Raw genomic sequence first — 25,638 nt, forward strand, 5'->3', positions numbered from 1 at the left:
TGCGGGCCGGTCACGCTCGAGCGGGCGGAGGGTTCAAAGCCGATGAGCATCCACTGGCGGCTGGGCGTGCCTTTGCCCGGGCGGCTGTTCAGGGAGTTCAGCATCTTGCGCGGGGCGTGAGCAGCAGGGGCGGGCGGTCTGATTGGGAAAGACTTGCGGCTGGGGACGCGCCTGCAGGTGCTCGCTGGTGAGGGATAATCGGTGAATGAACCCACGCCGCCTCCCCTCCCGCATCGTCTGCCTCACCACCGAAACCGTCGAAGTCCTCTACGCCCTGGGCGAGGAAGCCCGCATTGCGGGCATCACGGGCTACACCGTGATTCCGCCGCGCGCGAGAAAGGAGAAGCCCAAGGTGTTCGCCTTCTCCAGCGGCGACCTGGAGAAGATCCTCGCGGTCGAGCCCGACCTGGTGCTGGGCTTTTCCGACATGCAGGCCGATGTGGCGCGCGACCTGATCAAGGCGGGCGTGGCGGTGCATGTGTTCAACCAGCGCAGCGTCGACGGCATCCTGGCGATGATCGAGACGGTGGGCCGGCTGGTGGGGGCGGAGGAGCGCGCGCTGGCCCTGGTGGCAGAGCTCGAGGCGACAATGGCGGCGGTGCGTGCGCAGGCCGCTGAGCTGCCGCGGCGGCCGCGGGTGTATTTCGAGGAGTGGGACGAGCCGCCGATCAGCGCGGTGGGCTGGGTGTCGGAGTTGATCGGGATCGCCGGCGGCGAGGATGTGTTTGCCGAGCGCGCACGCCATCCGGGCGCGGCCCAGCGCATCCTGGCCGATCCGCTGGAGGCGGCAAGGCGGGCGCCGGACATCGTGGTGGGCTCGTGGTGTGGCAAGCGCTTCCGCCCCGAGCGCGTAGCCACGCGCACGGGCTGGGAGGAAGTACCGGCGGTGCGCGACGGCGAACTGCACGAGGTGAAGTCGGCGTTGATCCTGGCGCCGGGGCCGGTGGCGATCCGCGAGGGCCTGCCGGCGCTGGCGGAGATCATTGCGCGCTGGGCGGGGCGTGAGGCGGGACGTACGGGCAAGGTTTAGAATAAAAAAAGAATTCTGAAAAAGGAGTCAGCCATGAACACGATCTTGCCGGCGCAGTCTGCCCTCGCCAGCGGCGCCTTCCAGCCGGCCGAGGCTGGGCGCCAGAACAGCGCGGCCGCTTCGCGCGTGCAGCGCCAGGACGAGGTGTCGGAAGGCGCCTTGCGCAAGGACCTCAACGGCAAGATCCTGCAGGCCTCGCTGGAGGTGTCGATCCGGTCGGGTAACGAGTCGCAGGCCTTGCTGCTGCGCACGGCGATCGAGGGCATCAACGAGGCCCTGGCGCCGATGCTGGGGCCGGACGCGATCCAGAACGCGATGAGCCAGGACAACTCGGCCGAGGCCACGGCCGAGCGCATCGTGTCGATGTCGACCGCGTTCTTCGACGCCTATGCCGCGCGCCGCCCGGGCGACGACCCGGAGACGGTGCTGCGCGACTTCAAGGACGTCGTCCGCGGCGGCTTCGAGAAGGGCTTCGGCGAGGCGCGCGACATTCTCGATGGGCTCGGCGTCTTCAACGGCGCGGTCGAGGCCGACGTGATGAAGACGCGCGAGCTGGTGCTGCAGGGTTACGACCGCTTCATGCTGGCGCGGCTGCCGAGTTCTGATCAGCAGGCCTGATGGCGGGCAGTCCCCACGCCTCGGCCACCAGCGCGAAGGACTTGAGCCGCGCGGCGTGATCGAAGATCTGCGCGGTGAGGACGAGTTCGTCGGCGCCGGTCTGTTCGATCAGGCCTTCGAGTTGCTTGCGCACTTCAGCGGGCGAGCCGACGGCGGAGCAGGCGAGCGATTCGTCGGAGAAGGCGAGTTCTGCGGCTGACCAGTCACGCTCGACGAAGGCTTCGGGCGGCTGCAACTGACCCCGCACGCCACGCGCCATGGCAGCGAAGCGCAGGCGCAGCGAGCGCAGCAGGTGCTGCGCGGCCTCGTCGGTGTCGGCCGCGATGGCGTTGGCAGCGACCGCCACGTAAGGCTTGTCGAGCTGTTCCGAAGGCTGGAAGCGGCTGCGGTAGAGGTCGATGGCCTTGAACAGGAAGCGCGGCGCGAAGTGCGAGGCGAAGGCGAAGGGCAGGCCGAGGTGGGCGGCGAGTTCGGCGCTGTAGAGGCTGGAGCCGAGCAGCCAGATCGGCACCTTGAGCCCGGCGCCCGGGACGGCGCGCACAGCCTGGTTGGGCTGCACCGGCTGGAAGTAGGACTGCAGCTCGAGCACGTCCTGCGGGAAGTTGTCGTCGCTGCCGGCGAGGTGGCGGCGCAGGGCGCGGGCGGTGTTCTGGTCGGTGCCCGGCGCGCGGCCGAGGCCGAGGTCGATGCGCCCCGGGAACAGCGACTCGAGCGTGCCGAACTGCTCGGCGATCACCAGCGGCGCATGGTTGGGCAGCATGATGCCGCCGGCGCCGACGCGGATGCGCTCGGTGGCGCCGGCGATGTGGGCGATGACCACCGCGGTGGCGGCGCTGGCGATGCCGGTCATGTTGTGATGCTCGGCGAGCCAGTAGCGGGTGTAGCCGCAGCGGTCGGCAAGCTGTGCGAGCTCGCGGGTGTTGCGCAGCGCGTCGGCCGGCGTGCTGCCGGCAGTGACCGGCGCGAGGTCGAGGACCGAGAGCGGGATGGCGGCTTGGGGGAGGGCAGGGTTGGACATGGCAGTCTTGCTAGAATCACGGCCCCCGATTACGCCACAGGCGCGCGATGACTGCAAAGCCGATCGATGTGCTGATCCTCACCGAGGACCGCTACGTCCAGCTCGACCCCAAGGACTGGTACCAGGCGCAGATTGCACGTGAGGAAGATCTCGTGGCCACTGCGCTGGGCGACTTGGGCCTGCGCGTGGCGCGCCGCTCGTGGTCCGACCCGGACATCGACTGGACGCGCTGCGGCTGCGCGCTGTTCCGTTCGACCTGGGACTACTTCGACCGCTTTGTAGAATTCTCCCCCTGGCTGGACGCGGTGTCGGCGCAGACGCGGCTGTTCAACGACGCCAGCCTGATCCGCTGGAACGTGGACAAGCACTATCTCGCCGACCTGGCGGCGCGCGGCGTGGCGATCGTGCCGACGCGCTTCGTCGAGCGTGGTGAGGCGATCCCGCTGGCGGCGATCATGGCGGCAGAGGGCTGGAACGAGGTCGTGTTCAAGCCGGCGGTGTCGGGCGCGGCGCGGCTGACCTTCCGCGTGAGCACGGACTCCGTTGCCGAGCATGAGCCGGTGTTCGCGCGCTGTGTGGCGCAGGAGGCGATGATGGTGCAGGCCTTCGAGCCGGCCATCGTCGACGACGGCGAGCTGTCACTGATCGTCATCGACGGCCGCGCGACGCACGCGATCCGCAAGACGCCGCGCGCGGGCGACTTTCGCGTGCAGGACGATCACGGCGGCACGGTGCATGCGCACACGCCCGATGCCGCCGAGCGCGCCTTCGCCGAGGCGGCGGTGGCGGCCTGCCCGATGGGGCCGCTGTATGCGCGCGTGGACTTCGTGCGTACCGCGCCGGGGGCGTTTCGCCTGATGGAGCTCGAACTCGTCGAGCCGGAGCTGTTCTTCCGCTTCCATCCGCCGGCGGCGCAGGTGCTGGCGCAGGCGCTGGCCGAAAAGCTGCGCTGAATCAAGGGCTTTTGCGCACTGCAGCATTGCCCGTAGTGGTTGAATTCCGGCAACGCCCACCATTGCAGCGGTTAGAATGCCGCCGTTAACGTTCAATGAAGGACTGCTCATGATCCGACGCACGCTGATGCTTGCCGCGCTGGCGCTGGCCGCCCAGGGCGCAATGGCCAAGGACTGGGACACCATCCGCTTCGCCACCGAAGGCGCCTACCCGCCGTTCAACACCGTGGATACCAGCGGTGCGGTGCAAGGCCTGGACGTGGATGTCGCCAACGCGCTGTGCGAGGAACTCAAGGCGAAGTGCGTGTGGGTCAAGCAGGAGTGGGACGGCATGATCCCCGCGCTACTGAGCCGCAAGTTCGATGCCATCTCGGCCTCGATGTCGATCACCGAGGAGCGCAAGAAGCGCGTCGATTTCACCGACAAGTACTACGCCACCCCGCTCGCGCTGGTGGCGAAGAAGGACAGCGGCCTGCTGCCCGAGCTCGAGCTGCTCAAGGGCAAGCGCATCGGCGTGCAGCGTGGCACCGTGGCCGACAGCTTTGCGAGCCGCTTCTGGGCCAGCCAGGGCGTGACCGTGGTGCGCTATGCGCGCCAGGAAGAGGCTTACCTCGACCTGTCCGCCGGCCGCATCGACGCCGCCTGGGCCGACGCCCTGGTGGCCGACGGCGGTTTCCTGAAGCAGCCGGCCGGTGCCGGCTACGAGTTTGCCGGCGGCCTGTACCACGGCCGCAACGCCGACGAGAAGGGGGTGATCGGCGAGGGCGTGGGCATCGCGCTGCGCAAGCAGGACACCGAGCTCAAGGACAAGCTGAACCAGGCGCTGGCGGCCATTCGCGCCAATGGCAAGTACGACGAGATCCGCAAGAAGTACTTCGACTACGACATCTACGGCGAGTGAGTCGGCAGGGTGGGCGCGGGCGTGATGCACTGCCCGCCCCACTGCATGCCCCCGGCGGCGGCCTGATGGCCGCCTTCATGTTTCTGCTCCCGGCACGGGCCGCACGCGCGGCCGGGCAGGGGCCTTACCGATGCTCCACGGCTATCTACCTTCCCTTCTAGACGGCGCCTGGGTGACGCTGCGTGTGGCGGTTTTCTCGCTGCTGCTCGCGCTCGTGCTCGGGCTGATCGGCGCCTCGTCGCGGCTGTCGCCGAATCCGCTGCTGCGGCTGCCGGCCACGGTGTATACCACGGTCGTGCGCGGCATCCCCGACCTGGTGATGATGCTGCTGATCTTCTACGGCGGCCAGGTCGGCATCAACGCGCTCACCGATGCGCTCGGGTTTGGCTATGTCGACATCAACCCCTTCGTTGCTGGCGTGCTCACGCTGGGCTTCATCTTCGGTGCCTACTTCACCGAGACCTTCCGCGGCGCCTTCATGGCGGTGCCGGCAGGGCAGCTCGAGGCCGGGCGCGCCTACGGCATGAGCCGCTGGCAGGTGTTCCACCGCATCCTGTTTCCGCAGATGCTGCGCCATGCGCTGCCGGGCCTGGGCAACAACTGGCAGGTGATGCAGAAGAGCACCGCGCTGGTGTCGATCATCGGCCTGTCTGACATCACCTGGCTCGCCGACCAGGCCGGCCGCACGACGCACGAGCCCTTCCTGTTCTACGCGGTGGTGTGCGTGTTCTATCTCGGGCTGACGGCGGTGTCCGGGCTGCTGTTCCGCTGGCTCGAGCGGCGCTACTCGGTGGGCGTGCGGAGGGCGGCGGCATGATCGAATGGAGCCTGTTCGCCGAGAGCTGGCCGGCCTACCTGGACGGCCTGTGGTTGACGGTGAAGCTCACCGCGCTGTCGTTGGTGGCCGGCCTGGTGCTGGCGATTCCGCTCGCGGTGCTGCGGGTGTCGCCCAATCGCTGGGTGGCGGGGCCGGTGTGGGCCTACAGCTATTTCTTCCGCGGCACGCCGATGCTGGTGCAGCTGCTGCTGATGTATTACGGCCTCGGCCAGTTCGAGTGGATCCAGGCGCAGTGGGCCGAGGGTAACCGCTTCTGGCTGGTGTTCCGCGACCCCTATGGCTGTGCGCTGGTCACCTTTGCACTCAACACCGGCGCCTACACCACCGAGATCATCGCCGGCGCGCTGCGTGCGATGCCGCACCGCGAAATCGAGGCCGCGCGCGCCTGTGGCATGAGCCGCTTTACCATGCTGCGCCGCATCCTGCTGCCCGGCGCGCTGCGCCGCGCGCTGCCGGCCTACAGCAACGAGATCATCTTCATGCTGCACGGCACCTCGATTGCGTCCACCGTCACGCTGGTGGATCTGACCGGCGCCGCGCGCAATGCCTACTCGCAGTTCTTTGCGCCGTTCGAGGCCTTCATCTTCGCCGGCCTGATCTATCTCTGTCTCACCTTCGCGCTGGTCGGCCTGTTCCGGCTGGCCGAGCGGCGCTGGCTCGCCCATCTGCGTCCGCGCACCCCGGTGCGCAAGGCGGCCTGAGCCTGCTTCAAGGACATCTTTCAATGACCCAGCTTACCGTCGAAGACCTGCACAAGCGCTACGGCGACCACGAGGTGCTGAAGGGCGTGTCGCTGTCGGCCGAGGCCGGCGACGTGATCACCATCATCGGCTCGTCCGGCTCGGGCAAGAGCACCTTCCTGCGCTGCATCAACTTCCTCGAACAGCCCGACGCCGGCCGCATCAGCGTCGCCGGCGAGGAGATCCGCCTGGTGCCGGGCAAGGACGGGCACTTGCGGGTGGCCGATGCGAAGCAGTTGCAGCGCCTGCGCACGCGGCTGGCGATGGTGTTCCAGCACTTCAATCTGTGGGCCCACATGACGGTGCTGGAGAACGTCGTCGAGGCGCCGGTGCATGTGCTCGGCGTGCCGAAGAAGGAAGCGCTCGAGCGTGCGATGGCCTACCTCGACAAGGTGGGTATCAGCCGCTTCAAGGACAGCTACCCGGCCCACCTGTCGGGCGGCCAGCAGCAGCGCGTGGCGATTGCGCGCGCGCTGGCGATGGAGCCGGCGGTGCTGCTGTTCGACGAGCCGACCTCGGCGCTCGACCCCGAGCTGGTGGGCGAGGTGCTGAAGGTGATGCGCGGGCTGGCCGAGGAGGGTCGCACCATGGTGGTGGTGACCCACGAGATGGGCTTTGCACGGGAGGTGTCGAGCCAGGTGATGTTCCTGCACCAGGGCCTGGCCGAAGAGAGCGGGCCGCCGGCGCAGGTCTTCGGCCAGCCGAAGAGCGAGCGCCTGCGTCAGTTCCTGTCCGGCAACCTCAAGTAGGCAGGCGGCGCAGGTACAGGCCTACGCCAAGGGTGGCGAGCACGCAGGCGCCGAGCAGCGCCGACAGCCCGCCCCAGTGCCCGGCGGTCCACGCCGTGCCGGCCAGGCTGCCGATGACGCTGGCGCCGAGGTAGTAGCTCGACAGGTAGAGCGCCGACGCCAGCGCGCGCCGTTCGCCCGCCCGCCGCCCCACCCAGCCGCTGGCCAGCGCATGGGCGGCGAAGAAGCCGAAGGTGAACACGCCCACGCCGGCGATGATCAGCCACAGCGGCTGCGCCAGCGTCAGCGCCAGGCCGCTGCCCATCACCACCACCATCAGCCACAGCACGCGCGGCCGCCCCTGGCGTTCGGCCAGGCGGCCGCTCAGCGCCGAGGCCCAGGTGCCGACCAGGTAGAGCAGGAAGATCGCGCCGATGGCGCTCTGGCCGAGCGCATACGGCTGCTCGAGCAGGCGGAAGCCGAGGAAGTTGTACAGGCCGACGAAGGCGCCCATGGCGAGGAAGGCGACCAGGAACAGCCAGGGCAGCCCGGGGTCGCGGTAGATCGCCAGCGCATCGCGGAAGATGCGCGCCGGCGTGGCTGCGCGCGGCACGAAGTGGCGCGAGGCCGGCAGCCGGCGCCAGAACACCACCGCCGATACCAGCCCGAACACGCCGATCACGGCAAGCGCGGTGCGCCACGAGCTCCAGTCGGTGACGAGTGCGCCGACGAAGCGTCCGCTCATGCCGCCCAGGGCATTGCCGGCGATGTAGAGGCCCATCGCCCGCGCCTGCGCGTTGGGTGTGACCTCCTCGCCGATGTAGGCCATGGCCGCCGCGGGCAGGCCGGCGAGCACCGCGCCGAGCAGGGCGCGCAGCACCAGCAGCGAGAAGAAGTCGGGCGCGAAGGCGGTGGCGAGTGCGAGCACGGCGGCGATGGCGAGCGCGAACTTCATCAGCTGCTGGCGGCCGAGGCGGTCGGCAAGCACGCTGCCCGGGATCAGCATCAGCGCGAGCCCGGCAGTGGTCGCCGACACGCTCAGGCTGGCGCTCGCCGCGCTGACGCCGAACTCGGCCGCCAGTAGCGGCAGCAGGGGCTGGGTGCAGTAGACGAGCGCAAAGGTGGCGAAGCCGCCGATGAACATCGCGATGTTGGCGCGGCGGTACGCGACCGTTCCGGCTTCGAGGTGGGTCGAAGGCGCGTCGGCAGCGGCAGTGTCGGGCTGGGACATGGCTCGGAGGCGCTAGCGGCCGCTCGGCGCACCCGAGGCGCCGCTACAGCTCGCGGTGGCGACCGCCGCCGGGCTGGCGAGCTTCGTCGAGCACCTCATGCGGCGGCCTGGTGCGGTATGAAGAAGCGCTGGCGTGCCTCGTCGGGAATCTCCATGCCGGTGTTGCGCGCGCGCTGCAGCAGTTCCCAGTAGTAGCGGTAGGACGCGCGGTCGTGCAGGCGGCCCTTGTGCTGGATCGGGCCCCAGGCGGCGTCCTGCGCGGCGACGAGGATCTCGGCGGCCTCCTCGACTTCGGAGAAGTCGGGCTGCATGGCGGCGATGATCGGCAGGATCTGGTTGGGGTGGATGCTCCACATGCGCAGGTAGCCAAATTCGCGCCGGGCGCGCTCGGCGTCGTGGCGGATCACGGCGACGTCCTGCAGCTCGGTGGTGACGTTGTGCGAGGGCACGGCGCCGTTGGCGAGCGCGGCGGCGGCGATGTCGGCCTTGGCGCGCACGATCAGCGGATGCGCGAACTGGCCGGGGCTTTTCATCGCGCTGCCGGGGATGGCGCCGTGGTGGCCGGAGACGAAGTCCATCAGGCCGAAGTCGAGCGACTCGACGCCATCCAGGGCGGCAATGTCCCAGGCCTCGCGCAGGGCGCCGTGGGTCTCGATCAGGACGTGCACCGGCAGCGGGCGCGCAATGCTGCAGGCGGCTTCGACACGGCGCAGTTCGGCGATCTGGGCGGCAGCATCGGCGGCCGAGCGCACCTTGGGAAGGGTGACGAAGGCCAGCCGATGGCCGGCGCCACCGACCAGGATCTCGAGGTCGCGCTGCCAGTGTGCATGGGTGATGTCGTGGATGCGCGCACCGACGCGGCCGAAGTGGTTCTCGGCGCCATTGACGACCTCGACCACCATGCGTGCGTGCTCGGCTTCGGCGCCCGCACGGGCACCGTCCTCGCAGTCGCAGGTGATGTCGAACACCGGGCCGAGCTCCTGCTGCAGCTTCAGTGCCTTCAGCATCAGCTTCTCGGCGCCGGCGTAATGGTCGACGGCGGGCAGGGCGGGGAAGGGCTTTTCGCCCGAGAACAGGACTTCGGCAGGGTGAAGGTGCATGTCGGACTCCTCGTTGGCGGCAGCGGGTGCCTCGGGCTGCCGCGCCGGAACTGGATCGCCGCGGAGGGCGAGGAAACGGGCGGGAAACAAGACGGGCGGGACAACATGAAAAAAGCCACGGGATTCTACCCCCGTGGCTTCTGGCGAAGGCGGCCGGCGGCCGCGCTTGCGCGTCGATTACTTCAGCATGTCGGCGACGGCCGCGCGCTCTTCCTCGAGCTCCTTGAGCGTGAGGTTGATCTTGCCCTGGGAGTACTCGTCGATCTCCAGACCCTGGATGATCTTGAACTGGCCGTCCTTGCATTCGCAGGGGAAGCCGAACACGAGGCCTTCGGGGATGCCGTAGGAGCCGTCGGAGGGCACGCCCATGGTGACCCAGTCGTTCGAGCCGAGCACCCAGTCACGCACGTGGTCGATGGCGGCGTTGGCGGCCGAGGCGGCCGACGACAGGCCACGGGCCTCGATGATGGCGGCGCCGCGCTTACCGACCGTGGGCAGGAACACGTCGTTGTTCCAGGCGTGGTCGTTGATCAGCGCCTTGACGCTGTCGCCGTTCGACTCGCAGAAGCGGTAGTCGGCGTACATCGAGGGCGAGTGGTTGCCCCACACGACCATCTTCTTGAGCGAGGACACCTCACGGCCGGACTTGGCGGCGAGCTGCGACAGCGCGCGGTTGTGGTCCAGGCGCAGCATGCCGTGGTAGTTGTTCGGGTTGGTGCGGCCGACCTTGATGGCGGCGGCGCGGGCGATGTAGGCGTTGGTGTTGCAGGGGTTGCCCACGACCAGCACGCGCACGTCTTCCTTGGCGTTCTCGGCGATGGCCTTGCCCTGGACGGTGAAGATGGCGCCGTTGGCGGTCAGCAGGTCGGCCCGCTCCATGCCGGGGCCGCGCGGACGGGCACCGACCAGCAGGCAGACGTCGGCGTCCTTGAAGGCGACATTGGGGTCGTCGGTGGCGACCATGCCGGCCAGCAGCGGGAAGGCGCAGTCTTCCAGTTCCATCATGACGCCCTTGACGGCCTTCTGCGCCTGCGGCAGGTCGAGCAGTTGCAGGATGACGGGCTGGTCCTTGCCCAGCATTTCGCCGCTGGCGATGCGGAACAGCAGGCTGTAGCCGATCTGGCCGGCTGCGCCGGTGACAGCAACGCGCATGGGGGCTTTGCTCATGTGGATACTCCCTCAAGTAAGACGGTCTAGGTTGTCCAGAAATCCTGCCCGGTGCCTGCAGCGAAACCCGGGGCTCGCCGGCGGTCCTGGCGCCAAGGAATTGCGCCAGGAGCGAGCGCGGGGATACTAATGCGAAGCGCCTGCACTGTCAAATGTGGTCTTATGTCTTATATAAGACATAAGACAGGGTATGGACGAGTCAGAAATTTTGTGCTCAAATGCGCGCATGTCACACGAAGCGCCGACCTTCAGCCCGCTTTACCGCCAGATCAAGGCCCTGATTCTGCAGGCTCTTGAGGCTGGGGAATGGCGTCCCGGCCAGGCGATCCCGAGTGAGCAGGAGCTGGCCGCACGCTTCAGTGTGTCGCAGGGGACCGTGCGCAAGGCCATCGACGAGATGGCGGCCGAGAATCTGCTGGTGCGCAAGCAGGGCAAGGGGACTTTCGTCGCCTCCCATAACGACCCGCGTGCCTTGTTCCGTTTTCTTCGTCTCGCACCCATTGACGGTGACCTCGCGCCGCCGCAGAGCATACCGCTGGACTGCTGGCGGGCGAAGGCCGGTCAAGAGGCCTCGCGCATGCTCGGCATCGAGCCGGGGGCGCCGATCATCATCGTGCGCCGCCTGCTGAAGTTCGCGACCAAGCCGGTCGTGATCGACGAAATCTATCTTCCCGGCGAGATCTTCCAGGGGCTCACTGCCGAGGTGCTGCAGGGCTGGAACGGCTCGCTCTACAGCCTGTTCGAGACCCGTTTCGGCCTGCGCATGATCCGTGCGCAGGAGCGCATCCGCGCCGTGGCGGCCGATCGTGGCGCAAGCGAGGCGCTCAAGGTGCCCGAGGGCACGCCGCTGCTGTCGGTTGAGCGCGTCACCTATACCTACGGGGACAAGCCGGTCGAATGGCGGCGCGGCCTGTATTCGACGGCGGAGCATTTTTATCTGAATGAACTGAGTTGAGGTCGCCGAAGGCCGAATGTCGGCGTCCTGCAGCGCTATAATTACGTGCTTTTTTTTCGGAGTCAGCGACGGTCGTTCGTCGCACATGCAAGAGGGGAGTCTTCATGTCAGAAGTGACAGTGCGCAAGCCGAGGCCGAAGCATCTGGCCTTGAACCAGATCCGGCTGCCGTTGCCGGGTATCGTGTCGATCCTTCACCGGATCAGTGGGGCGGGCCTGTTCCTGCTGCTCCCCTTCCTGCTGTTCCTGCTCGATCGCAGCCTGGGTTCGCCGCAGACCTTCGAGACCTTCAGTGCCGTCGTCGGCAATCCGCTCGTCAAGTTGCTGCTGCTCGGTCTGCTGTGGGCCTACCTGCATCACTTCTGTGCCGGCATCCGTTTCCTGCTGCTCGACATGCACAAGGGCACCGAGCTCGCCGCGGCGCGCAAGTCCTCGCAAATCGTCCTGGCAGTCAGCATCGTGCTGACCCTCATCATCGGGGTGAAACTATGGTGAAACGTCAAGCCGTCGGCGCGCATTACGGTCTGAAGGACTGGATTGCCCAGCGTGCCACCGCCGTGTTCATGGCGATCTACACGATCATCTTCGCGATCTGTGCGCTGGCTCTGCCCGAACTCAGCTATGAGGCGTGGTCCGGCCTGTTCTCCAACGGCCTGTTCAAGTTCCTCAGCTTCCTGTTCTTCCTGTCGCTGTTCTATCACGCCTGGATCGGCATTCGCGACATCTGGATGGACTACGTCAAGCCGACCGGCGTGCGCCTTGCGCTGCACCTGGTCACCCTCTTCCTGCTCGTCGGCTACGCCGGCTGGGCTGCCCAGATCCTGTGGAGGCTCTAAGCGTGAATGTCGCGAAGCGTACCTTTGATGCTGTCATCGTCGGCGCGGGTGGCGCCGGCCTGCGTGCGGCACTGCAACTGTCCGAGGCCGGCCTCAAGACCGCCGTGTTGACCAAGGTCTTCCCGACCCGCTCGCACACGGTTGCTGCGCAGGGTGGGGTGGCGGCCTCGCTCGGCAACTCCACCGAGGACAACTGGCACTGGCACATGTACGACACCGTGAAGGGGTCGGACTGGCTGGGCGATCAGGATGCCATCGAGTTCATGTGCAAGAAGGCGAACGAAGTCGTCATCGAGCTCGAGCATTACGGCATGCCCTTCGACCGCACCGACAACGGCAAGATCTATCAGCGTCCGTTCGGCGGCCACTCGATGAACTACGGCCAGGCGCCGGTGATGCGCTCCTGTGCCGCTGCCGACCGTACCGGCCACGCCATGCTGCATGCGCTCTATCAGCGCAACGTGCGCGCCAACACCCAGTTCTTCGTCGAGTGGATGGCGCTCGATCTGATCCGCGACGCCGACGGCGACGTGCTGGGCGTGACCGCGATGGAGATGGAAACCGGCGAGGTCTCCATCTTCCACGCCAAGGCCACCGTGTTTGCCACCGGCGGCGCCGGCCGCATCTACTACTCCTCGACCAACGCCTTCATCAACACCGGCGACGGCGTAGGCATGGCGGCGCGTGCCGGCATCCCGCTGGAGGATATGGAGTTCTGGCAGTTCCATCCGACCGGCGTGGCCGGCGCGGGCGTGCTGATCACCGAAGGGGTGCGCGGCGAAGGCGGCATCCTGCGCAACGCCTCGGGCGAGCGCTTCATGGAGCGCTATGCGCCCAACCTGAAGGATCTGGCCTCGCGCGACGTGGTTTCCCGTGCGATGACCACCGAGATCAACGAGGGCCGTGGTTGCGGTCCCGACAAGGATCACGTGCTGCTCGACATCACGCACCTGTCGCCCGAGACGATCATGAAGCGCCTGCCCGGCATCCGCGAGATCGCGATCCAGTTCGCCGGCGTCGATCCGATCAAGGCGCCGATCCCGGTCGTGCCGACCTGCCACTACCAGATGGGCGGCATTCCGACCAACTACAAGGGCCAGGTCGTGGTGCCCAAGGACGGCAACCCGAACAGCCCGGTCGCCGGCTTCTACGCTGCGGGCGAATGCGCCTGCGCCTCGGTGCACGGCGCCAACCGCCTCGGCACCAATTCGCTGCTCGACCTGCTGGTGTTCGGCAAGTCGGCCGGCGAGACCGTGGTCGAGGACTTCCAGTCCGGCCAGCTCAAGCTGAAGCCGCTGCCGGCCGATGCCGCCGACGTGTCGCTGGCCCGCCTGGCCCGCCTCGACGGCCAGACCAAGGGCGAGAGCGTGTTCGATGTCGGCCTCGAGATGCGCCGTACGATGCAGAAGCACGCCGGTGTGTTCCGCTTCGACAGCCTGCTGCGCGAAGGCGTGCAGAAGATCGGCGAGGTCGCCGAGCGTGCCAAGCGCACCGAGATCGCGGACAAGTCCAAGGTCTGGAACGTGGCCCGCATGGAAGCCCTCGAGCTCGACAACCTGATCGAAGTCGCGCGCGCCACCATGGTGTCGGCCGAAGCCCGCAAGGAATCGCGTGGCGCCCACGTGCGTGATGACGCGCCGGATACGCCGGAGAATCCGAACGGCCGTGACGACGCCAACTGGCTGAAGCACACCCTGTGGTACAGCGAAGGCGACCGACTCGACTACAAGCCGGTCAACCTGAAGCCGCTGTCCGACGATGTCGAGCCGATCGCGCTCGCCAAGCGCACTTATTGATCAGCGTGATGAGCGCACGGGAGAAACACACATGACCAAGCGTACCGTTCAATTCAAGATCTACCGCTACGATCCGGACAAGGACGAGAAGCCCTACATGCAGGACATCTCGGTCGAACTCGAGCCGTCCGACAAGAAGCTGCTCGACGCGCTGGTCCGCCTGCGCGCCAAGGACGATTCGATGTCCTTCCGGCGTTCCTGCCGCGAAGGCGTGTGCGGTTCGGACGCGATGAACATCAACGGCAAGAACGGCCTGGCCTGCCTGACCGATGTCGACAGCCTGCAGCAGCCGATCACGCTGCGTCCGCTGCCCGGCCTGCCTGTCATTCGCGACCTGATCGTGGACATGACGCAGTTCTTCAAGCAGTACCACTCGATCAAGCCCTACCTGGTCAACAACGACCCGGCGCCCGAGCGCGAGCGCCTGCAGTCGCCGGAAGAGCGCGAGGAGCTCAACGGGCTCTACGAGTGCATCCTGTGCGCGTGCTGCTCGACCTCCTGCCCGTCGTTCTGGTGGAACCCGGACAAGTTCGTCGGCCCCGCGGGCCTGCTGGCGGCTTACCGCTTCCTTGCCGATACGCGCGACCAGGATACCAATGCCCGCCTCGACAACCTCGAGGACCCGTATCGGCTGTTCCGCTGCCACTCCATCATGAACTGCGTCGACGTCTGTCCGAAGGGTCTGAATCCGACCCGCGCGATCGGCAAGATCAAGGACATGATGGTGCGGCGTGCAGTATAGATCTGGACGAGGGGCGTGAGCATGAACAGAGGGCGTGTGCGCTGGCAGTGCCGGAGGGCGCTGCTGGAACTCGATCTGGTGTTCACGCGCTTTCTCGAGCGGCATTTCGATCGTCTCACCGACGATCAGGTGGCGGACCTGGACGATCTGCTGCGCTGCGACGACTACGACATCTGGGCGATGGTCAACGGCAGCAAGGCATGTGAAGTGGACCGCTGGAAGGAGATGATCGGTCTGTTGCGTCAGCCCTGAGGCGGCGGGCCCGATCACAACACGACAAGCAGTTAAACCGGCAAGTAGAAGGGACGATCTATGAGCACTGAACGCACTGCAACGCTAACCGTCGATGGCAAGACCGTCGAATTTCCGGTGATGGTCGGTACCCACGGGCAGGATGTCATCGACATCCGTACCCTGGGTGGCAAGACCGGTCTCTTCACGTACGACTCGGGTTTCCTGTCGACTGCGAGCTGCAAGTCGAAGATCACCTTCATCGACGGCGACAAGGGCGAGCTGCTGTATCGCGGCTATCCGATCGAGCAGCTTGCCGAGAAGTGCAACTTCCTCGAGGTCGCCTACCTGCTCAAGAACGGCGAGCTGCCGAACGCGCAGCAGCGCGTCGAGTTCGAGAACGTCATCAAGAACCACACCATGGTTCATGACCAGCTCACCCGCTTCTACAACGGCTTCCGCCGTGACGCCCATCCGATGGCGATCATGGTGGGTGTCGTCGGGGCGCTGTCGGCCTTCTACCACGACGCGATGGACTTCTCCGACGAGGCGCATCGCAACGTCTCGGTCAACCGTCTGATCGCGAAGCTGCCGACCATCGTGGCCATGGCCTACAAGTACAACACCGGCCAGCCCTTCATGTACCCGCGCAACGACCTCGGCTACACCGCCAACTTCATGCACATGATGTTCGGCACGCCGTGCGAGAAGTACGAGCCGAACCCGGTACTGGTGCGCGCCCTGGACGTCATCTTCACCCTGCATGCCGACCACGAGCAGAACGCCTCGACCTCGACTGTCCGTCTGGCCGGTTCGTCGGGCGCCAACCCGTTCGCCTGCATCTCGGCCGGCATCGCCTGCCTGTGGGGTCCGGCGCACGGCGGTGCGAACGAAGCCTGCCTGAACATGCTCGAAGAGATCGGCGACGTGTCGCGCGTCGGCGAGTACATCAAGCGCGCCAAGGACAAGAACGACAGCTTCAAGCTGATGGGCTTCGGCCACCGGGTGTACAAGAACTTCGATCCGCGCGCGAAGCTGATGGGCAAGGTCTGCGCCGAGGTGCTGGGCGAGCTCGGCCTCGAGAACGACCGCCTGTTCAAGCTGGCGAAGGAGCTCGAGCGCATCGCGCTGGAAGACGAGTACTTCGTCGAGAAGAAGCTCTATCCCAACGTCGACTTCTACTCGGGCATCGTGCAGAAGGCGCTGGGCATCCCGACGTCCATGTTCACCTGCATCTTCGCGCTCGCGCGCACGGTGGGCTGGATCACCCAGTGGGAAGAAATGATCACCGACCCGGAATACAAGATCGGCCGTCCGCGCCAGCTCTACATCGGCGCTGCGCGACGCGACGTTCCGGCAGTCGAACAGCGTCCCTAAGAGGCGATGGAGAGAGGGGGAGGCTTCGCCCACTCTGAGGATTACGGGGTGGCTGCGCGTGCGCGGTCATCCCGTTTTTCCATCCGGAGTAGGCGCGAGCCTTACCGAATACTGCAGTAGCTGAACGCATCACAACAGAACACAACAGGTGGCCTGCATCATGATGAAGCAACTCGAACAGACTTCGCATTTGTTCGGCTCCAACGCGCCGTTCATCGAAGAACAATACGAAAATTACCTTGCCGACCCGGGTTCGGTGTCCGAAGAATGGCGCGAGTATTTCGACAAGCTGCAGAACCAGGTCGGGGCCGCGTCGCGTGACGTCGCCCACGGCCCGATCATCGCGGCCTTCGAGCAGATGGCCAAGCGTGGCCCGGTGCGTACCGTGGTCGCCGCCGGTGGCGAAGACAAGCAGCAGGTATCGGTGCTGCAGCTGATCAACGCCTACCGCTTTCTCGGTAACCGCTGGGCGAACCTCGACCCGCTCAAGCGTACCGAACGGCCGCAGATCGCCGAGCTCGAGCCCTCCTACTATGGCTTCACCGAGGCCGACCTGTCGAAGAGCTTCAACGTCGGCTCCTTCCATGGCTTCTCGACCGAGCACGCCAGCCTGCGCGAGATCCTCGAGGCGCTGCGCCAGACCTACTGCGGCTCGATCGGCGCCGAGTACATGTACCTGACGGACATCGCGCAGAAGCGCTGGATCCAGAGCCGTCTGGAGAGCGTGCGCGGGACGCCGAAGTTCTCCGTCGAGATGAAGAAGCGCATCCTCGAGCGCACCACCGCGGCCGAGACGCTCGAGCGCTACCTCCACACCAAGTACGTCGGCCAGAAGCGCTTCTCGCTCGAAGGCGGCGAGACCGCGATCGTGGCCATGGACGAGATCATCCGCGTCGCCGGTGGCCTGGGCGTGGCCGAGACGGTGATCGGCATGGCCCACCGCGGTCGCCTCAACGTGCTCGTCAACACCCTGGGCAAGTCGCCCTCGATGCTGTTCTCGGAGTTCGAGGGCAAGGCTGCAGCCGACCTCACCGCGGGCGACGTCAAGTACCACATGGGCTTCTCCAGCGACGTCATGACCCCGGGCGGCCCGATGCACCTCACGCTCGCCTTCAACCCCTCGCACCTCGAGATCATCAACCCGGTGGTGGCGGGCTCGGTGTACGCGCGCCAGGTGCGCCGCGGCGACGTCGACAAGCGCGAGGTGTTGCCGGTGCTGATCCACGGTGACGCCGCCGTCGCCGGCCAGGGCGTCAACCAGGAGATGCTGAACTTCTCCCAGACCCGCGGCTACGGCACGGGCGGGACGATGCACATCGTCATCAACAACCAGATCGGCTTCACCACTTCCGATCCGCGCGACTACCGCTCCTCGCTGTACTGCACCGACATCTTCAAGATGGTCGAGGCGCCGATCTTCCATGTGAACGGCGACGATCCCGAGGCCGTGGCCTTCGTCACCGCGCTGGCGATCGAGTTCCGCCAGGAGTTCAAGAAGGACGTCGTCGTCGACATCATCTGCTTCCGCAAGCTCGGCCACAACGAGCAGGACGAGCCGATGGTGACCCAGCCTCTGATGTATCGCAGCATCCAGAAGCACCCGGGCACCCGCAAGCTCTACGCCGACCGCCTGGTCGCCGAGGGCAGCATCACCGCCGACGAGCCCGAGAAGATGATCGCCGAGTACCGCGAGCACCTCGATCGTGGCGAGCTGCTGTACAACCCGGTGCTGTCCGGGCACAACCGCCAGCATGCGGTAGACTGGACCCCCTACCTCAAGCAGCCCTACACCGACGAGGCCGAGACCGCCATCCCGGCGCAGGAAGTCAAGCGCCTGGGCGAGCGCCTGAGCACGGTGCCGGAGGGCTTCTCGCTGCACTCGCGCGTCAAGAAGATCATCGACGATCGTGCCGCGATGGCACGCGGCGAACTGCCGCTCGACTGGGGCATGGGCGAGAACCTTGCCTACGCGAGCCTGGTCGCTCAGGGCTATGGCGTGCGCATCTCGGGCGAGGACGTCAACCGGGGCACCTTCTTCCACCGCCACGCCGCGCTGCACGACCAGAAGCGCGAGCGCTGGGACGAGGGCACCTACAAGCCGCTCGAGCACATCCAGGACGGCCAGGCGCCGTTCCAGTGCTATGACTCGGTGCTGTCGGAAGAAGCGCTGCTCGCCTTCGAATACGGCTACTCCACCGCCGAGCCGAACGAGCTCGTGGTGTGGGAGGCGCAGTTCGGCGACTTCGTCAACGGCGCCCAGGTGGTGATCGACCAGTTCATCAGCTCGGGCGAGGCCAAGTGGGGCCGCCTGTCGGGCCTGGTGATGATGCTGCCGCACGGCTACGAAGGGCAGGGGCCGGAGCACTCCTCGGCCCGTCCCGAGCGCTTCATGAACATGGCGGCCGAGCACAACTGGCAGATCTGCGTGCCGACCACGCCGGCCCAGATCTTCCACCTGCTGCGCCGCCAGATGGTGCGCCGCCTGCGCAAGCCGTTGATCATCATCACGCCGAAGTCGCTGCTGCGCCACAAGGAGGCGATCTCCTCCATCGAGGAACTGGCCAATGGCCGCTTCCAGACGGTGATCCCCGAGGTCGAGAAGCTGGACCCGAAGAAGGTCAAGCGGGTGGTGTTGTGCCAGGGCAAGATCTACTACGAACTGCTGGCGCACCGGCGCGAGAACAAGATCACCGACACCGCCCTGGTGCGCGTGGAGCAGCTCTATCCCTTCCCGGCGGATGCGTTCGCGAAGGCGATCGAGCAGTTCCCCAACGCCAAGGAAGTGGTCTGGTGCCAGGAGGAGCCGCGCAACCAGGGTGCCTGGTACTGGCTCGCCTCGCGCCAGCACCTGGTCAACGTGCTCGGCACCAAGCGCAAGCTGCTGCTGGTCAGCCGCCCGGCGGCGGCCTCGCCGGCTGTCGGCTACTACGCCAAGCACAACCAGCAGCAGAAAGAAGTCATCGAAAACGCTTTCGGTCCGATCCAGGACACGACGCCGCAGTCCCCGAACTGAAAAGAACCTAGGGAGAAAGATTCATGCTGATCGAAGTCAAAGTACCGCAGCTTTCGGAGTCCGTGTCCGAAGCGACCCTCGTGTCCTGGCACAAGAAGGAGGGCGATGCCGTCTCGCGCGACGAGAACCTGATCGACATCGAGACCGACAAGGTCGTGCTCGAGACGCCGGCACCGGCCGATGGCGTGCTGGTGAAGATCATCAAGCAGAACGGTGACACCGTGACCTCGGGTGAGCTGATCGCCCAGATCGATACCGAGGCCAAGGCCGCGGGCGCCGCAGCGCCGGCCGCCGCGCCGGTGCAGGCGGTGACCCCGCCGCCGGCCTCCCCGGCGTCGGCCGGCGGTGCAGCCAGCCCGGCCGCGCGCAAGATCCTCGACGAGAAGGGCATCGCCGCCGCTGATGTCGCCGGCTCCGGCCGTGGTGGTCGCGTCACCAAGGAAGACGCCGTCGCCGCCCAGCCCAGGGCTGCCGCCGCTGCACCGGCCCCGGCCGTGATCGCCGCCGTTGGCGACCGTCCGGAAGAGCGCGTGCCGATGACCCGTCTGCGCGCCCGCATCGCCGAGCGCCTGATCCAGTCGAAGAACGAGAACGCCATCCTGACCACCTTCAACGAGGTCAACATGGCGCCGGTGATGGCCCTGCGCAAGCAGTACGGCGACAAGTTCGAGAAGGCCCACGGCGTGCGCCTTGGCTTCATGGGCTTCTTCGTCAAGGCCGCGGTGGCCGCGCTGAAGAAGTTCCCGATCCTGAACGCCTCGGTCGACGGCAACGACATCGTCTACCACGGCTACATCGACATCGGCATCGCGGTCGGTTCGCCGCGCGGCCTGGTGGTGCCGATCCTGCGCAACGCCGAATCGATGTCGATCGCCGAGATCGAACTGAAGATCGCCGAGTTCGGCCAGAAGGCCAAGGACGGCAAGCTGTCGCTCGACGACCTGTCGGGTGGCACCTTCTCGATCTCCAACGGTGGCGTGTTCGGCTCGATGATGTCGACCCCGATCATCAACCCGCCGCAGTCGGCCATCCTCGGCATCCATGCCACGAAGGATCGCGCCGTGGTCGAGAACGGCCAGATCGTGATCCGCCCGATCAACTACCTGGCCATGTCCTACGATCACCGCATCATCGATGGTCGCGAGGCGGTGCTCGGCCTGGTGACGATGAAGGAAGCGCTGGAAGATCCGGCCCGCCTGATCCTCGACGTCTGATCACAACACACAGGGGCGCGTCACGCCGCAGGGTCTCGAGGCCCGCGCGGTGGGACAGCGCCCCGTTTTTCGGTAGGGAGAGATGAATGTCCAAAGAATTTGACGTCCTCGTCATCGGCGGCGGCCCCGGCGGCTATGTCGCGGCCATCCGTGCGGCGCAACTCGGCTTCAAGACCGCGTGCTGCGAATCCAACCCCTATGCCGACCCCAAGGGCGAGCCGCGCCTCGGCGGCACCTGCCTGAACGTCGGCTGCATCCCCTCCAAGGCGCTGCTGCACACCTCGCACCTGTTCGAGGAGGCCGGCCACAGCTTCGAGAGCCAGGGCATCAGCGTCGGCACCCCGAAGATCGACGTGGCCAAGATGATTGCGCGCAAGAGCGGCATCGTCGACCAGCTCACCGGTGGCATCAAGGGCCTGTTCAAGAAGAACAAAGTCACCTTGCTCAATGGCCACGGCGCCTTCGTCGGCAAGGGTGACGCAGGCTGGCATGTGAATGTGGGTGACGAGCTTGTCATCGCCAAGCAGGTCATCGTCGCCACCGGTTCGTCGCCGCGCCACCTGCCGGGCATCCCGGTCGACAACAAGATCGTCTGCGACAACGTCGGCGCGCTCGATATCGACGCGGTGCCCAAGAAGCTTGCCGTGATCGGCGCCGGCGTCATCGGCCTCGAGATGGGGTCGGTGTGGCGCCGCGTGGGTTCGGAAGTGACCGTGCTCGAGGCCATGCCGGACTTTCTCGCTGCGGCCGACCAGGACGTGGCCAAGGAGGCGCTCAAGCTCTTCACCAAGCAGGGCCTCAAGATCAACCTCGGCGTGCAGATCGGCGAAGTCAAGGTCGGCAAGAAGGGCGTGACCGTCGCCTACAAGGACAAGGACGGCGCCGAGCAGAAGCTCGAAGCCGACCGCCTGATCGTGTCCGTCGGTCGTGTGCCCAACACCGAAGGGCTGAACCCGGATGCCGTCGGCCTCAAGATCACCGAGCGCGGCATGATCGAAGTCGATGAGCACTGCCGCACCAACCTGCCCGGCGTGTGGGCGGTGGGCGACGTGGTGCGCGGCCCGATGCTGGCGCACAAGGCGATGGAAGAGGCGGTGATGGTCGCCGAATTGATGGCGGGCCAGGCCGGTCACTGCAACTTCGACACCGTGCCCTGGGTCATCTACACCAGCCCGGAGATCGCCTGGGTCGGCAAGACCGAGCAGCAGCTGAAAGCAGCAGGCGTGGCCTACAAGGTCGGCAAGATCCCCTTCCTGGCCAACGGTCGCGCGCTCGGCATGGGCGACTCGAGCGGTTTCGTCAAGATGCTGGCCGATGCCGCGACCGATCGCATCCTCGGCGTGCACATCATCGGCGCCAATGCCTCGGAACTGATCTCCGAAGCGGTGGTGGCGATGGAGTTCGCCGGCTGCTCCGAAGACTTGGCGCGCATCTGCCATGCCCACCCGACGCTGTCGGAAGTGGTGCATGAAGCTGCACTGGCCTGCGACAAGCGCCCGCTGCACTTCTGATCGCTATCGACGCAGTGCCCGGGGTGAGGTGCGAGGGGCTTCCCTCGCCACTCACCCCTTTTCCGTCAACCTCGCCCGAACCATCCACCATGCCCCATCGCATCCTGAACGTGGCCGAGCACGGCATGCTCGAGGCCTACGAGGCCGAACTCAAGGCCCGCGGCTATTCGTCCGACCCCGCCCAGCGCGCCGCCGCGACCCGCCTGCAAAGGCTCTACACCGAGCTTCTGGGGTTCAAGGCCGCCCGTCGGACCAGACTGCGCAAGATGTTCGCGCGTCCGGCGATGCCACGCAGCGTCTATTTCTGGGGCGGGGTCGGGCGGGGCAAGAGCTTTCTGATGGACTGCTTCTTTGATGCCGTGCCCTACCAGCGCAAGCGTCGCGTCCATTTTCACGCCTTCATGCAGGAGGTGCAGAACGACCTCCGGCTGCACAACAATGAACCCGACCCACTGCAGAAGGTGGCCGATCGCATCGCCGCCGAGTCGCGGCTGCTGTGCTTCGACGAGTTCCATGTGTCGGACATCGCCGACGCGATGATCCTCGGCCGCCTGCTCGAGGCCTTGTTCGCGCGCGGGGTGATCTTCGTGATGACCTCGAACTACCCGCCCGACGGGCTCTATCCGAACGGCTTGATGCGGGTGAACTTCCTGCCCACGATCGAGTTCATGAAGAAGCGCTTCGACGTCATCGAGGTCGACGATGGCACGGATTATCGGCTGCGCACGCTGGAAACACTCGAGATCTACCTCGTGCCGCACGATGCCGTTGCCGAGCGCAAGCTGAAGGACGATTTCGTCCGTCTCGCCGGTGGCGAGGGCGAGGGGGGTGAGATCGTGGTGCTCGAGCGCCGCCTGCCGGTGATCCGCAAGGCGCTGGGCGTGATCTGGTTCGATTTCGACACCTTGTGCCGTGGTGCCCGCTCGCAGAACGATTACCTCGAGATCGCACGCGAGCACCACACGCTCATCCTGTCGAACGTGCCCAGGATGCTCGTCGGCAATGCGGCCGAGGCCAGGCGCTTCACCTGGCTGATCGACGTGCTCTACGACTTCCGGGTGAAGCTCATCATGAGCGCCGAAGTACCGGCCTATGAGCTCTACACCGAGGGGCAGAACGCCCACGAGTTCGTGCGCACGGTCAGCCGCCTCATCGAGATGCGCACGCGGGACTATCTGGCGGAGGCTCACCGCACCGACTAGCGAGGCTCCGGGCGGGGCGGAAGGGGGTTGCTGGAGGCATGTTACAATTGCGCAAATATAAATCCCGGCCTTCCTGCAGGTGCGCGACTGGACTGGCATGACTGAGGTACGGTTGCTCCATCCTGCCTGCGGGCGCAACTCCCCCGACCGACAACAAGGAGCCCTGTTTGAAGAACAAGATCACGGCCATTCTGTCTTGCGTCCTTGCCCTGACCCTCCTCGCGCTGGCGCCGACCGCGGCGCTCGCGACCCAGTCGAACCCCGATCGAGCCGGGCACCAGCGCCTGGCCGACCTCCTCGAGGATGATGCGGCGCGTGCCGCGCTGATCGAGCAACTGCGGCAGGTGGGGGACGAGCAGGCAGCCGCTGCGCTCGCCCCCGAGCCGCCTGCCGAGACCCTGGGCGGTCGCATCGCCACTTTCACGCAGAGCATCGCCCAGGGCACGGTGCATGAGACCTCGTCCGCCTTCAATGCACTCGGCGCGTCCTGGACGCGGCTGGCGACGGCCGATGCCGCCGACTTGCTGTGGGAGCTCGGCGAGTTCGCGGCGCTCATCGTCGCAACCCTCTTCATCTTCCGCATGCTGTCCCTGGGCGCGCGTTTCATCCATCGCACCCTCGATCGCCTTGCCACCGGTGGCGAAAGCTTGGCGCTGGCCTGGGGGCGTCGCCTCGTTGCCGTGCTGGCGGCCGGTGTCAGCGATCTGGCCACGATTGCGCTCACCTGGCTGGCCGGTTATGGCATTGCGCTGTTCGTGCTCGGCGAGTTCGGCACGATCCGCATGCAGGACTCCCTGTTCCTCAACGCCTTCCTGCTCGTCGAGTCGGTGCGTGCGCTGCTTCGCCTCGTGCTGGCGCGTCACGGCGAGCATCTGCGCCTGCTGCCGTTCGGGGGCGAGGAGGCGGCCTACTGGTTCCTGTGGGCGTCGCGCCTGGTGTTCTTCGTCGGCTACGGCTTGTTGCTGCTGGTGCCGGCGATCAACCACTACCTGACCCCCGAATTCGGTCGCGCGGTCGCGATCGTGATCCTGCTGACCGCCCTGCTCAAGGCAGGCGTGATCGTGATGCAGAACCGCAACCGGGTGCGCGCGGGCTTCGAGTCCCTTGCCGAGCGCATGCAGTCGCCCTTTGCGCGGGTCAGTCTCGGCATCGGCGGCCGCATCTGGCACTTCATTGCGATCGTCTACCTGGCCGCGATCCTGGTGACGGCGATCCTGTACCCGGAGCAGGCGCTACCCTTCATGGTCGCCGCCACGGTGCAGACGCTGGTGGCGGTGGTGATCGGCATTGCGCTCGCCGCGCTGCTGACCACGGTGATCCTGCGCCGGATCAAGGTCGGTGACGAACTGCGGGCAAAGTTTCCGCTGCTTGAGGAGCGGCTCAATGCCTACGTGCCGACGGCGCTCAAGATTGCCCGCTTCACCATCCTTGCCGTCGTCGTCGCTGTCATCGTGGATGCGTGGACGGTGTTCGATCTCGGTGCCTGGCTGACGTCCGACACCGGCACCCAGCTGCTCGGCCGTGCGCTGTCGGTGACCCTGATCATCATCCTTGCGCTGACGGTCTGGCTGGTGGTCGCGAGCTGGATCGAGTTCAGGCTGAGCCCGAATGGTGGCGGCGAGTCCAATGCGCGGGCGCGCACCTTGCTGACCATCTTCCGCAATGCGGTGGCGATCGCGCTGCTGGTGCTCACGGTGATGGTCGTGCTGGCCGAGATCGGCATCAACATTGCACCGCTGCTGGCCGGTGCTGGCGTACTTGGCCTGGCGATCGGTTTTGGCGCGCAGAAGCTGGTGCAGGACGTCATCACCGGTGTCTTCATCCAGCTGGAACGCGCGATCAACGTCGGCGACGTGGTGAGCGCGGGCGGCGTGACCGGTACGGTCGAACGCCTGACGATCCGTTCGCTGGGTTTGCGCGACCTGTCCGGCACCTACCACCTGATCCCTTTTTCCTCGGTCGATACGGTGGCGAACTTCAACCGCGATTTCGGCTATCACGTCGGCGAGTACGGCATTGGCTATCGTGAGGACACGGACGAGGCGATCGTGCACCTGCGCGCCGCATTCGACGATCTGCGGCAGGATCCGGCCTATCAGGGGCTCATCCTCAGCGAAGAGCTCGAGGTCCACGGCGTGACGGCGCTTGCCGACAGCTCGGTGAACATCCGGGTGCGCATCAAGGCCGTCGCCGGGTCGCAGTTCCCGATCGGTCGGGCCTACAACCGTCTGGTGAAGCGCCACTTCGATGCGGCCGGTATAGAGATTCCCTTCCCCCACATGACGCTCTACTTCGGCGAGGACAAGCAGGGCAAGGCGCCGCCGGCCAACCTGAGGCTGCTCGACGCCGGTGGCGGCAAGGTGGCGCAGGCGCTGGCGGTCGAGGCGCCGATGGACCTGAGCACCGCACGATGAAACCGAGCCTGCCGCGGCCGGGAG

At 66.4% G+C, this 25,638-nt stretch carries 23 protein-coding genes; 19 read left to right on the forward strand and 4 right to left on the reverse strand.

Translation table 11 applies throughout. The features are described from left to right. The first annotated feature begins 205 nt into the window (after positions 1–205). Both PLC66_RS11645 and PLC66_RS11650 read left to right on the forward strand, forming a co-directional pair. A complete protein-coding gene (locus tag PLC66_RS11645; RefSeq protein WP_324540536.1) occupies positions 206–1,030 on the forward strand; it encodes an ABC transporter substrate-binding protein in 825 nt (274 codons plus the stop codon). A gap of 33 nt (positions 1,031–1,063) precedes the next feature. Continuing rightward, positions 1,064–1,648 (forward strand): DUF5610 domain-containing protein, encoded by a 585-nt coding sequence (locus tag PLC66_RS11650; protein ID WP_324540538.1) that lies wholly within the window; start codon positions 1,064–1,066, stop codon positions 1,646–1,648. Here the strand turns inward: PLC66_RS11650 and PLC66_RS11655 are convergent. Further along, complete coding sequence (locus PLC66_RS11655) at positions 1,608–2,666, reverse strand: LLM class flavin-dependent oxidoreductase (protein WP_324540540.1); 1,059 nt, start codon at positions 2,664–2,666, stop codon at positions 1,608–1,610. The two genes, PLC66_RS11650 and PLC66_RS11655, sit on opposite strands and share 41 nt — an antisense overlap. A gap of 47 nt (positions 2,667–2,713) precedes the next feature. On the opposite strand from PLC66_RS11655, the gene PLC66_RS11660 reads away from it, so the two are divergent. From PLC66_RS11660 to PLC66_RS11680, 5 genes are all read left to right on the forward strand, one after another. Then, positions 2,714–3,619: an ATP-grasp domain-containing protein gene (locus PLC66_RS11660; RefSeq protein WP_324540542.1), complete on the forward strand. Its 906-nt coding sequence runs from the start codon at positions 2,714–2,716 to the stop codon at positions 3,617–3,619. Positions 3,620–3,728: 109 nt separating this feature from the next. Beyond that, complete coding sequence (aotJ, locus tag PLC66_RS11665) at positions 3,729–4,520, forward strand: L-arginine-binding protein AotJ (RefSeq protein ID WP_324540544.1); 792 nt, start codon at positions 3,729–3,731, stop codon at positions 4,518–4,520. Between the two features lie 130 nt (positions 4,521–4,650). After that, positions 4,651–5,337 (forward strand): ABC transporter permease, encoded by a 687-nt coding sequence (locus tag PLC66_RS11670; RefSeq protein ID WP_324540546.1) that lies wholly within the window; start codon positions 4,651–4,653, stop codon positions 5,335–5,337. After that, the gene (locus PLC66_RS11675; RefSeq protein ID WP_324540548.1) at positions 5,334–6,059 is read left to right on the forward strand and encodes an ABC transporter permease; all 726 of its coding nucleotides are present in this window, start codon (positions 5,334–5,336) and stop codon (positions 6,057–6,059) included. The genes PLC66_RS11670 and PLC66_RS11675 overlap by 4 nt, the downstream gene beginning before the upstream one ends. A 23-nt stretch (positions 6,060–6,082) precedes the next feature. Next, entirely contained in the window at positions 6,083–6,847 is a 765-nt protein-coding gene (locus PLC66_RS11680) for an ABC transporter ATP-binding protein (RefSeq protein ID WP_324540550.1), read from the forward strand. On the opposite strand, the gene PLC66_RS11685 is transcribed toward PLC66_RS11680, so the two are convergent. From PLC66_RS11685 to PLC66_RS11695, 3 genes are all read right to left on the reverse strand, one after another. Then, complete coding sequence (locus PLC66_RS11685; protein ID WP_324540650.1) at positions 6,840–7,970, reverse strand: MFS transporter; 1,131 nt, start codon at positions 7,968–7,970, stop codon at positions 6,840–6,842. The genes PLC66_RS11680 and PLC66_RS11685 overlap by 8 nt on opposite strands. 182 nt (positions 7,971–8,152) lie before the next feature. After that, entirely contained in the window at positions 8,153–9,157 is a 1,005-nt protein-coding gene (locus PLC66_RS11690; RefSeq protein WP_324540552.1) for an HpcH/HpaI aldolase/citrate lyase family protein, read from the reverse strand. 177 nt (positions 9,158–9,334) lie between these two features. Then, positions 9,335–10,324, reverse strand: a complete 990-nt coding sequence (locus PLC66_RS11695) for a malate dehydrogenase (protein ID WP_324540554.1) — start codon at positions 10,322–10,324, stop codon at positions 9,335–9,337. Positions 10,325–10,550: 226 nt separating this feature from the next. Between PLC66_RS11695 and PLC66_RS11700 the strand changes: the two genes are divergently transcribed. The 12 genes from PLC66_RS11700 to PLC66_RS11755 all read left to right on the forward strand — a co-directional run bounded on the left by PLC66_RS11700 (position 10,551) and on the right by PLC66_RS11755 (position 25,614). Next, positions 10,551–11,279, forward strand: coding sequence for a GntR family transcriptional regulator (locus PLC66_RS11700; RefSeq protein ID WP_324540556.1), 729 nt, complete (start codon positions 10,551–10,553; stop codon positions 11,277–11,279). Positions 11,280–11,383: 104 nt separating this feature from the next. Next, complete coding sequence (gene sdhC / locus PLC66_RS11705) at positions 11,384–11,773, forward strand: succinate dehydrogenase, cytochrome b556 subunit (protein WP_324540558.1); 390 nt, start codon at positions 11,384–11,386, stop codon at positions 11,771–11,773. After that, on the forward strand, positions 11,767–12,114 hold the full coding sequence (gene sdhD, locus PLC66_RS11710; protein ID WP_324540560.1) for a succinate dehydrogenase, hydrophobic membrane anchor protein: 348 nt from the start codon (positions 11,767–11,769) through the stop codon (positions 12,112–12,114). The genes sdhC and sdhD overlap by 7 nt, the downstream gene beginning before the upstream one ends. Positions 12,115–12,116: 2 nt before the next feature. Beyond that, a complete protein-coding gene (gene sdhA, locus PLC66_RS11715; RefSeq protein WP_324540562.1) occupies positions 12,117–13,910 on the forward strand; it encodes a succinate dehydrogenase flavoprotein subunit in 1,794 nt (597 codons plus the stop codon). A gap of 31 nt (positions 13,911–13,941) precedes the next feature. Beyond that, positions 13,942–14,652: a succinate dehydrogenase iron-sulfur subunit gene (locus tag PLC66_RS11720; RefSeq protein WP_324540564.1), complete on the forward strand. Its 711-nt coding sequence runs from the start codon at positions 13,942–13,944 to the stop codon at positions 14,650–14,652. A gap of 15 nt (positions 14,653–14,667) precedes the next feature. Continuing rightward, positions 14,668–14,904 (forward strand): FAD assembly factor SdhE, encoded by a 237-nt coding sequence (locus PLC66_RS11725; RefSeq protein ID WP_324540566.1) that lies wholly within the window; start codon positions 14,668–14,670, stop codon positions 14,902–14,904. A 60-nt stretch (positions 14,905–14,964) separates the two neighbouring features. Next, positions 14,965–16,260, forward strand: coding sequence for a citrate synthase (gene gltA / locus PLC66_RS11730; RefSeq protein ID WP_324540567.1), 1,296 nt, complete (start codon positions 14,965–14,967; stop codon positions 16,258–16,260). 160 nt (positions 16,261–16,420) lie between these two features. After that, entirely contained in the window at positions 16,421–19,273 is a 2,853-nt protein-coding gene (locus PLC66_RS11735; RefSeq protein ID WP_324540569.1) for a 2-oxoglutarate dehydrogenase E1 component, read from the forward strand. A 23-nt stretch (positions 19,274–19,296) separates the two neighbouring features. Further along, entirely contained in the window at positions 19,297–20,487 is a 1,191-nt protein-coding gene (gene odhB, locus PLC66_RS11740) for a 2-oxoglutarate dehydrogenase complex dihydrolipoyllysine-residue succinyltransferase (protein ID WP_324540571.1), read from the forward strand. A gap of 86 nt (positions 20,488–20,573) precedes the next feature. Continuing rightward, positions 20,574–21,998, forward strand: a complete 1,425-nt coding sequence (gene lpdA / locus PLC66_RS11745; RefSeq protein WP_324540573.1) for a dihydrolipoyl dehydrogenase — start codon at positions 20,574–20,576, stop codon at positions 21,996–21,998. A gap of 89 nt (positions 21,999–22,087) precedes the next feature. Then, entirely contained in the window at positions 22,088–23,200 is a 1,113-nt protein-coding gene (gene zapE, locus PLC66_RS11750) for a cell division protein ZapE (RefSeq protein ID WP_324540575.1), read from the forward strand. A gap of 167 nt (positions 23,201–23,367) precedes the next feature. Next, positions 23,368–25,614, forward strand: a complete 2,247-nt coding sequence (locus PLC66_RS11755) for a mechanosensitive ion channel domain-containing protein (protein WP_324540577.1) — start codon at positions 23,368–23,370, stop codon at positions 25,612–25,614. Positions 25,615–25,638 lie beyond the last annotated feature (24 nt).

The sequence above is a fragment of the Thauera sp. genome, assembly GCF_035444905.1.
In the GTDB taxonomy this organism is placed as follows: Bacteria; Pseudomonadota; Gammaproteobacteria; order Burkholderiales; family Rhodocyclaceae; genus Thauera.

Bases quoted from the DNA above. Each gene is read 5' to 3' on its own strand.
- lpdA (WP_324540573.1), top strand. From the start codon at position 20,574: ATGTCCAAAGAATTTGACGTCCTCGTCATCGGCGGCGGCCCCGGCGGC.
- PLC66_RS11695 (WP_324540554.1), bottom strand. From the start codon at position 10,324: ATGAGCAAAGCCCCCATGCGCGTTGCTGTCACCGGCGCAGCCGGCCAG.
- PLC66_RS11685 (WP_324540650.1), bottom strand. From the start codon at position 7,970: ATGTTCATCGGCGGCTTCGCCACCTTTGCGCTCGTCTACTGCACCCAG.
- PLC66_RS11720 (WP_324540564.1), top strand. From the start codon at position 13,942: ATGACCAAGCGTACCGTTCAATTCAAGATCTACCGCTACGATCCGGAC.
- sdhC (WP_324540558.1), top strand. From the start codon at position 11,384: ATGTCAGAAGTGACAGTGCGCAAGCCGAGGCCGAAGCATCTGGCCTTG.
- aotJ (WP_324540544.1), top strand. From the start codon at position 3,729: ATGATCCGACGCACGCTGATGCTTGCCGCGCTGGCGCTGGCCGCCCAG.
- PLC66_RS11650 (WP_324540538.1), top strand. From the start codon at position 1,064: ATGAACACGATCTTGCCGGCGCAGTCTGCCCTCGCCAGCGGCGCCTTC.
- zapE (WP_324540575.1), top strand. From the start codon at position 22,088: ATGCCCCATCGCATCCTGAACGTGGCCGAGCACGGCATGCTCGAGGCC.
- PLC66_RS11675 (WP_324540548.1), top strand. From the start codon at position 5,334: ATGATCGAATGGAGCCTGTTCGCCGAGAGCTGGCCGGCCTACCTGGAC.
- PLC66_RS11735 (WP_324540569.1), top strand. From the start codon at position 16,421: ATGATGAAGCAACTCGAACAGACTTCGCATTTGTTCGGCTCCAACGCG.
- PLC66_RS11660 (WP_324540542.1), top strand. From the start codon at position 2,714: ATGACTGCAAAGCCGATCGATGTGCTGATCCTCACCGAGGACCGCTAC.
- PLC66_RS11655 (WP_324540540.1), bottom strand. From the start codon at position 2,666: ATGTCCAACCCTGCCCTCCCCCAAGCCGCCATCCCGCTCTCGGTCCTC.
- sdhD (WP_324540560.1), top strand. From the start codon at position 11,767: ATGGTGAAACGTCAAGCCGTCGGCGCGCATTACGGTCTGAAGGACTGG.
- PLC66_RS11680 (WP_324540550.1), top strand. From the start codon at position 6,083: ATGACCCAGCTTACCGTCGAAGACCTGCACAAGCGCTACGGCGACCAC.
- gltA (WP_324540567.1), top strand. From the start codon at position 14,965: ATGAGCACTGAACGCACTGCAACGCTAACCGTCGATGGCAAGACCGTC.
- PLC66_RS11700 (WP_324540556.1), top strand. From the start codon at position 10,551: ATGTCACACGAAGCGCCGACCTTCAGCCCGCTTTACCGCCAGATCAAG.
- odhB (WP_324540571.1), top strand. From the start codon at position 19,297: ATGCTGATCGAAGTCAAAGTACCGCAGCTTTCGGAGTCCGTGTCCGAA.
- PLC66_RS11690 (WP_324540552.1), bottom strand. From the start codon at position 9,157: ATGCACCTTCACCCTGCCGAAGTCCTGTTCTCGGGCGAAAAGCCCTTC.
- PLC66_RS11670 (WP_324540546.1), top strand. From the start codon at position 4,651: ATGCTCCACGGCTATCTACCTTCCCTTCTAGACGGCGCCTGGGTGACG.
- PLC66_RS11645 (WP_324540536.1), top strand. From the start codon at position 206: ATGAACCCACGCCGCCTCCCCTCCCGCATCGTCTGCCTCACCACCGAA.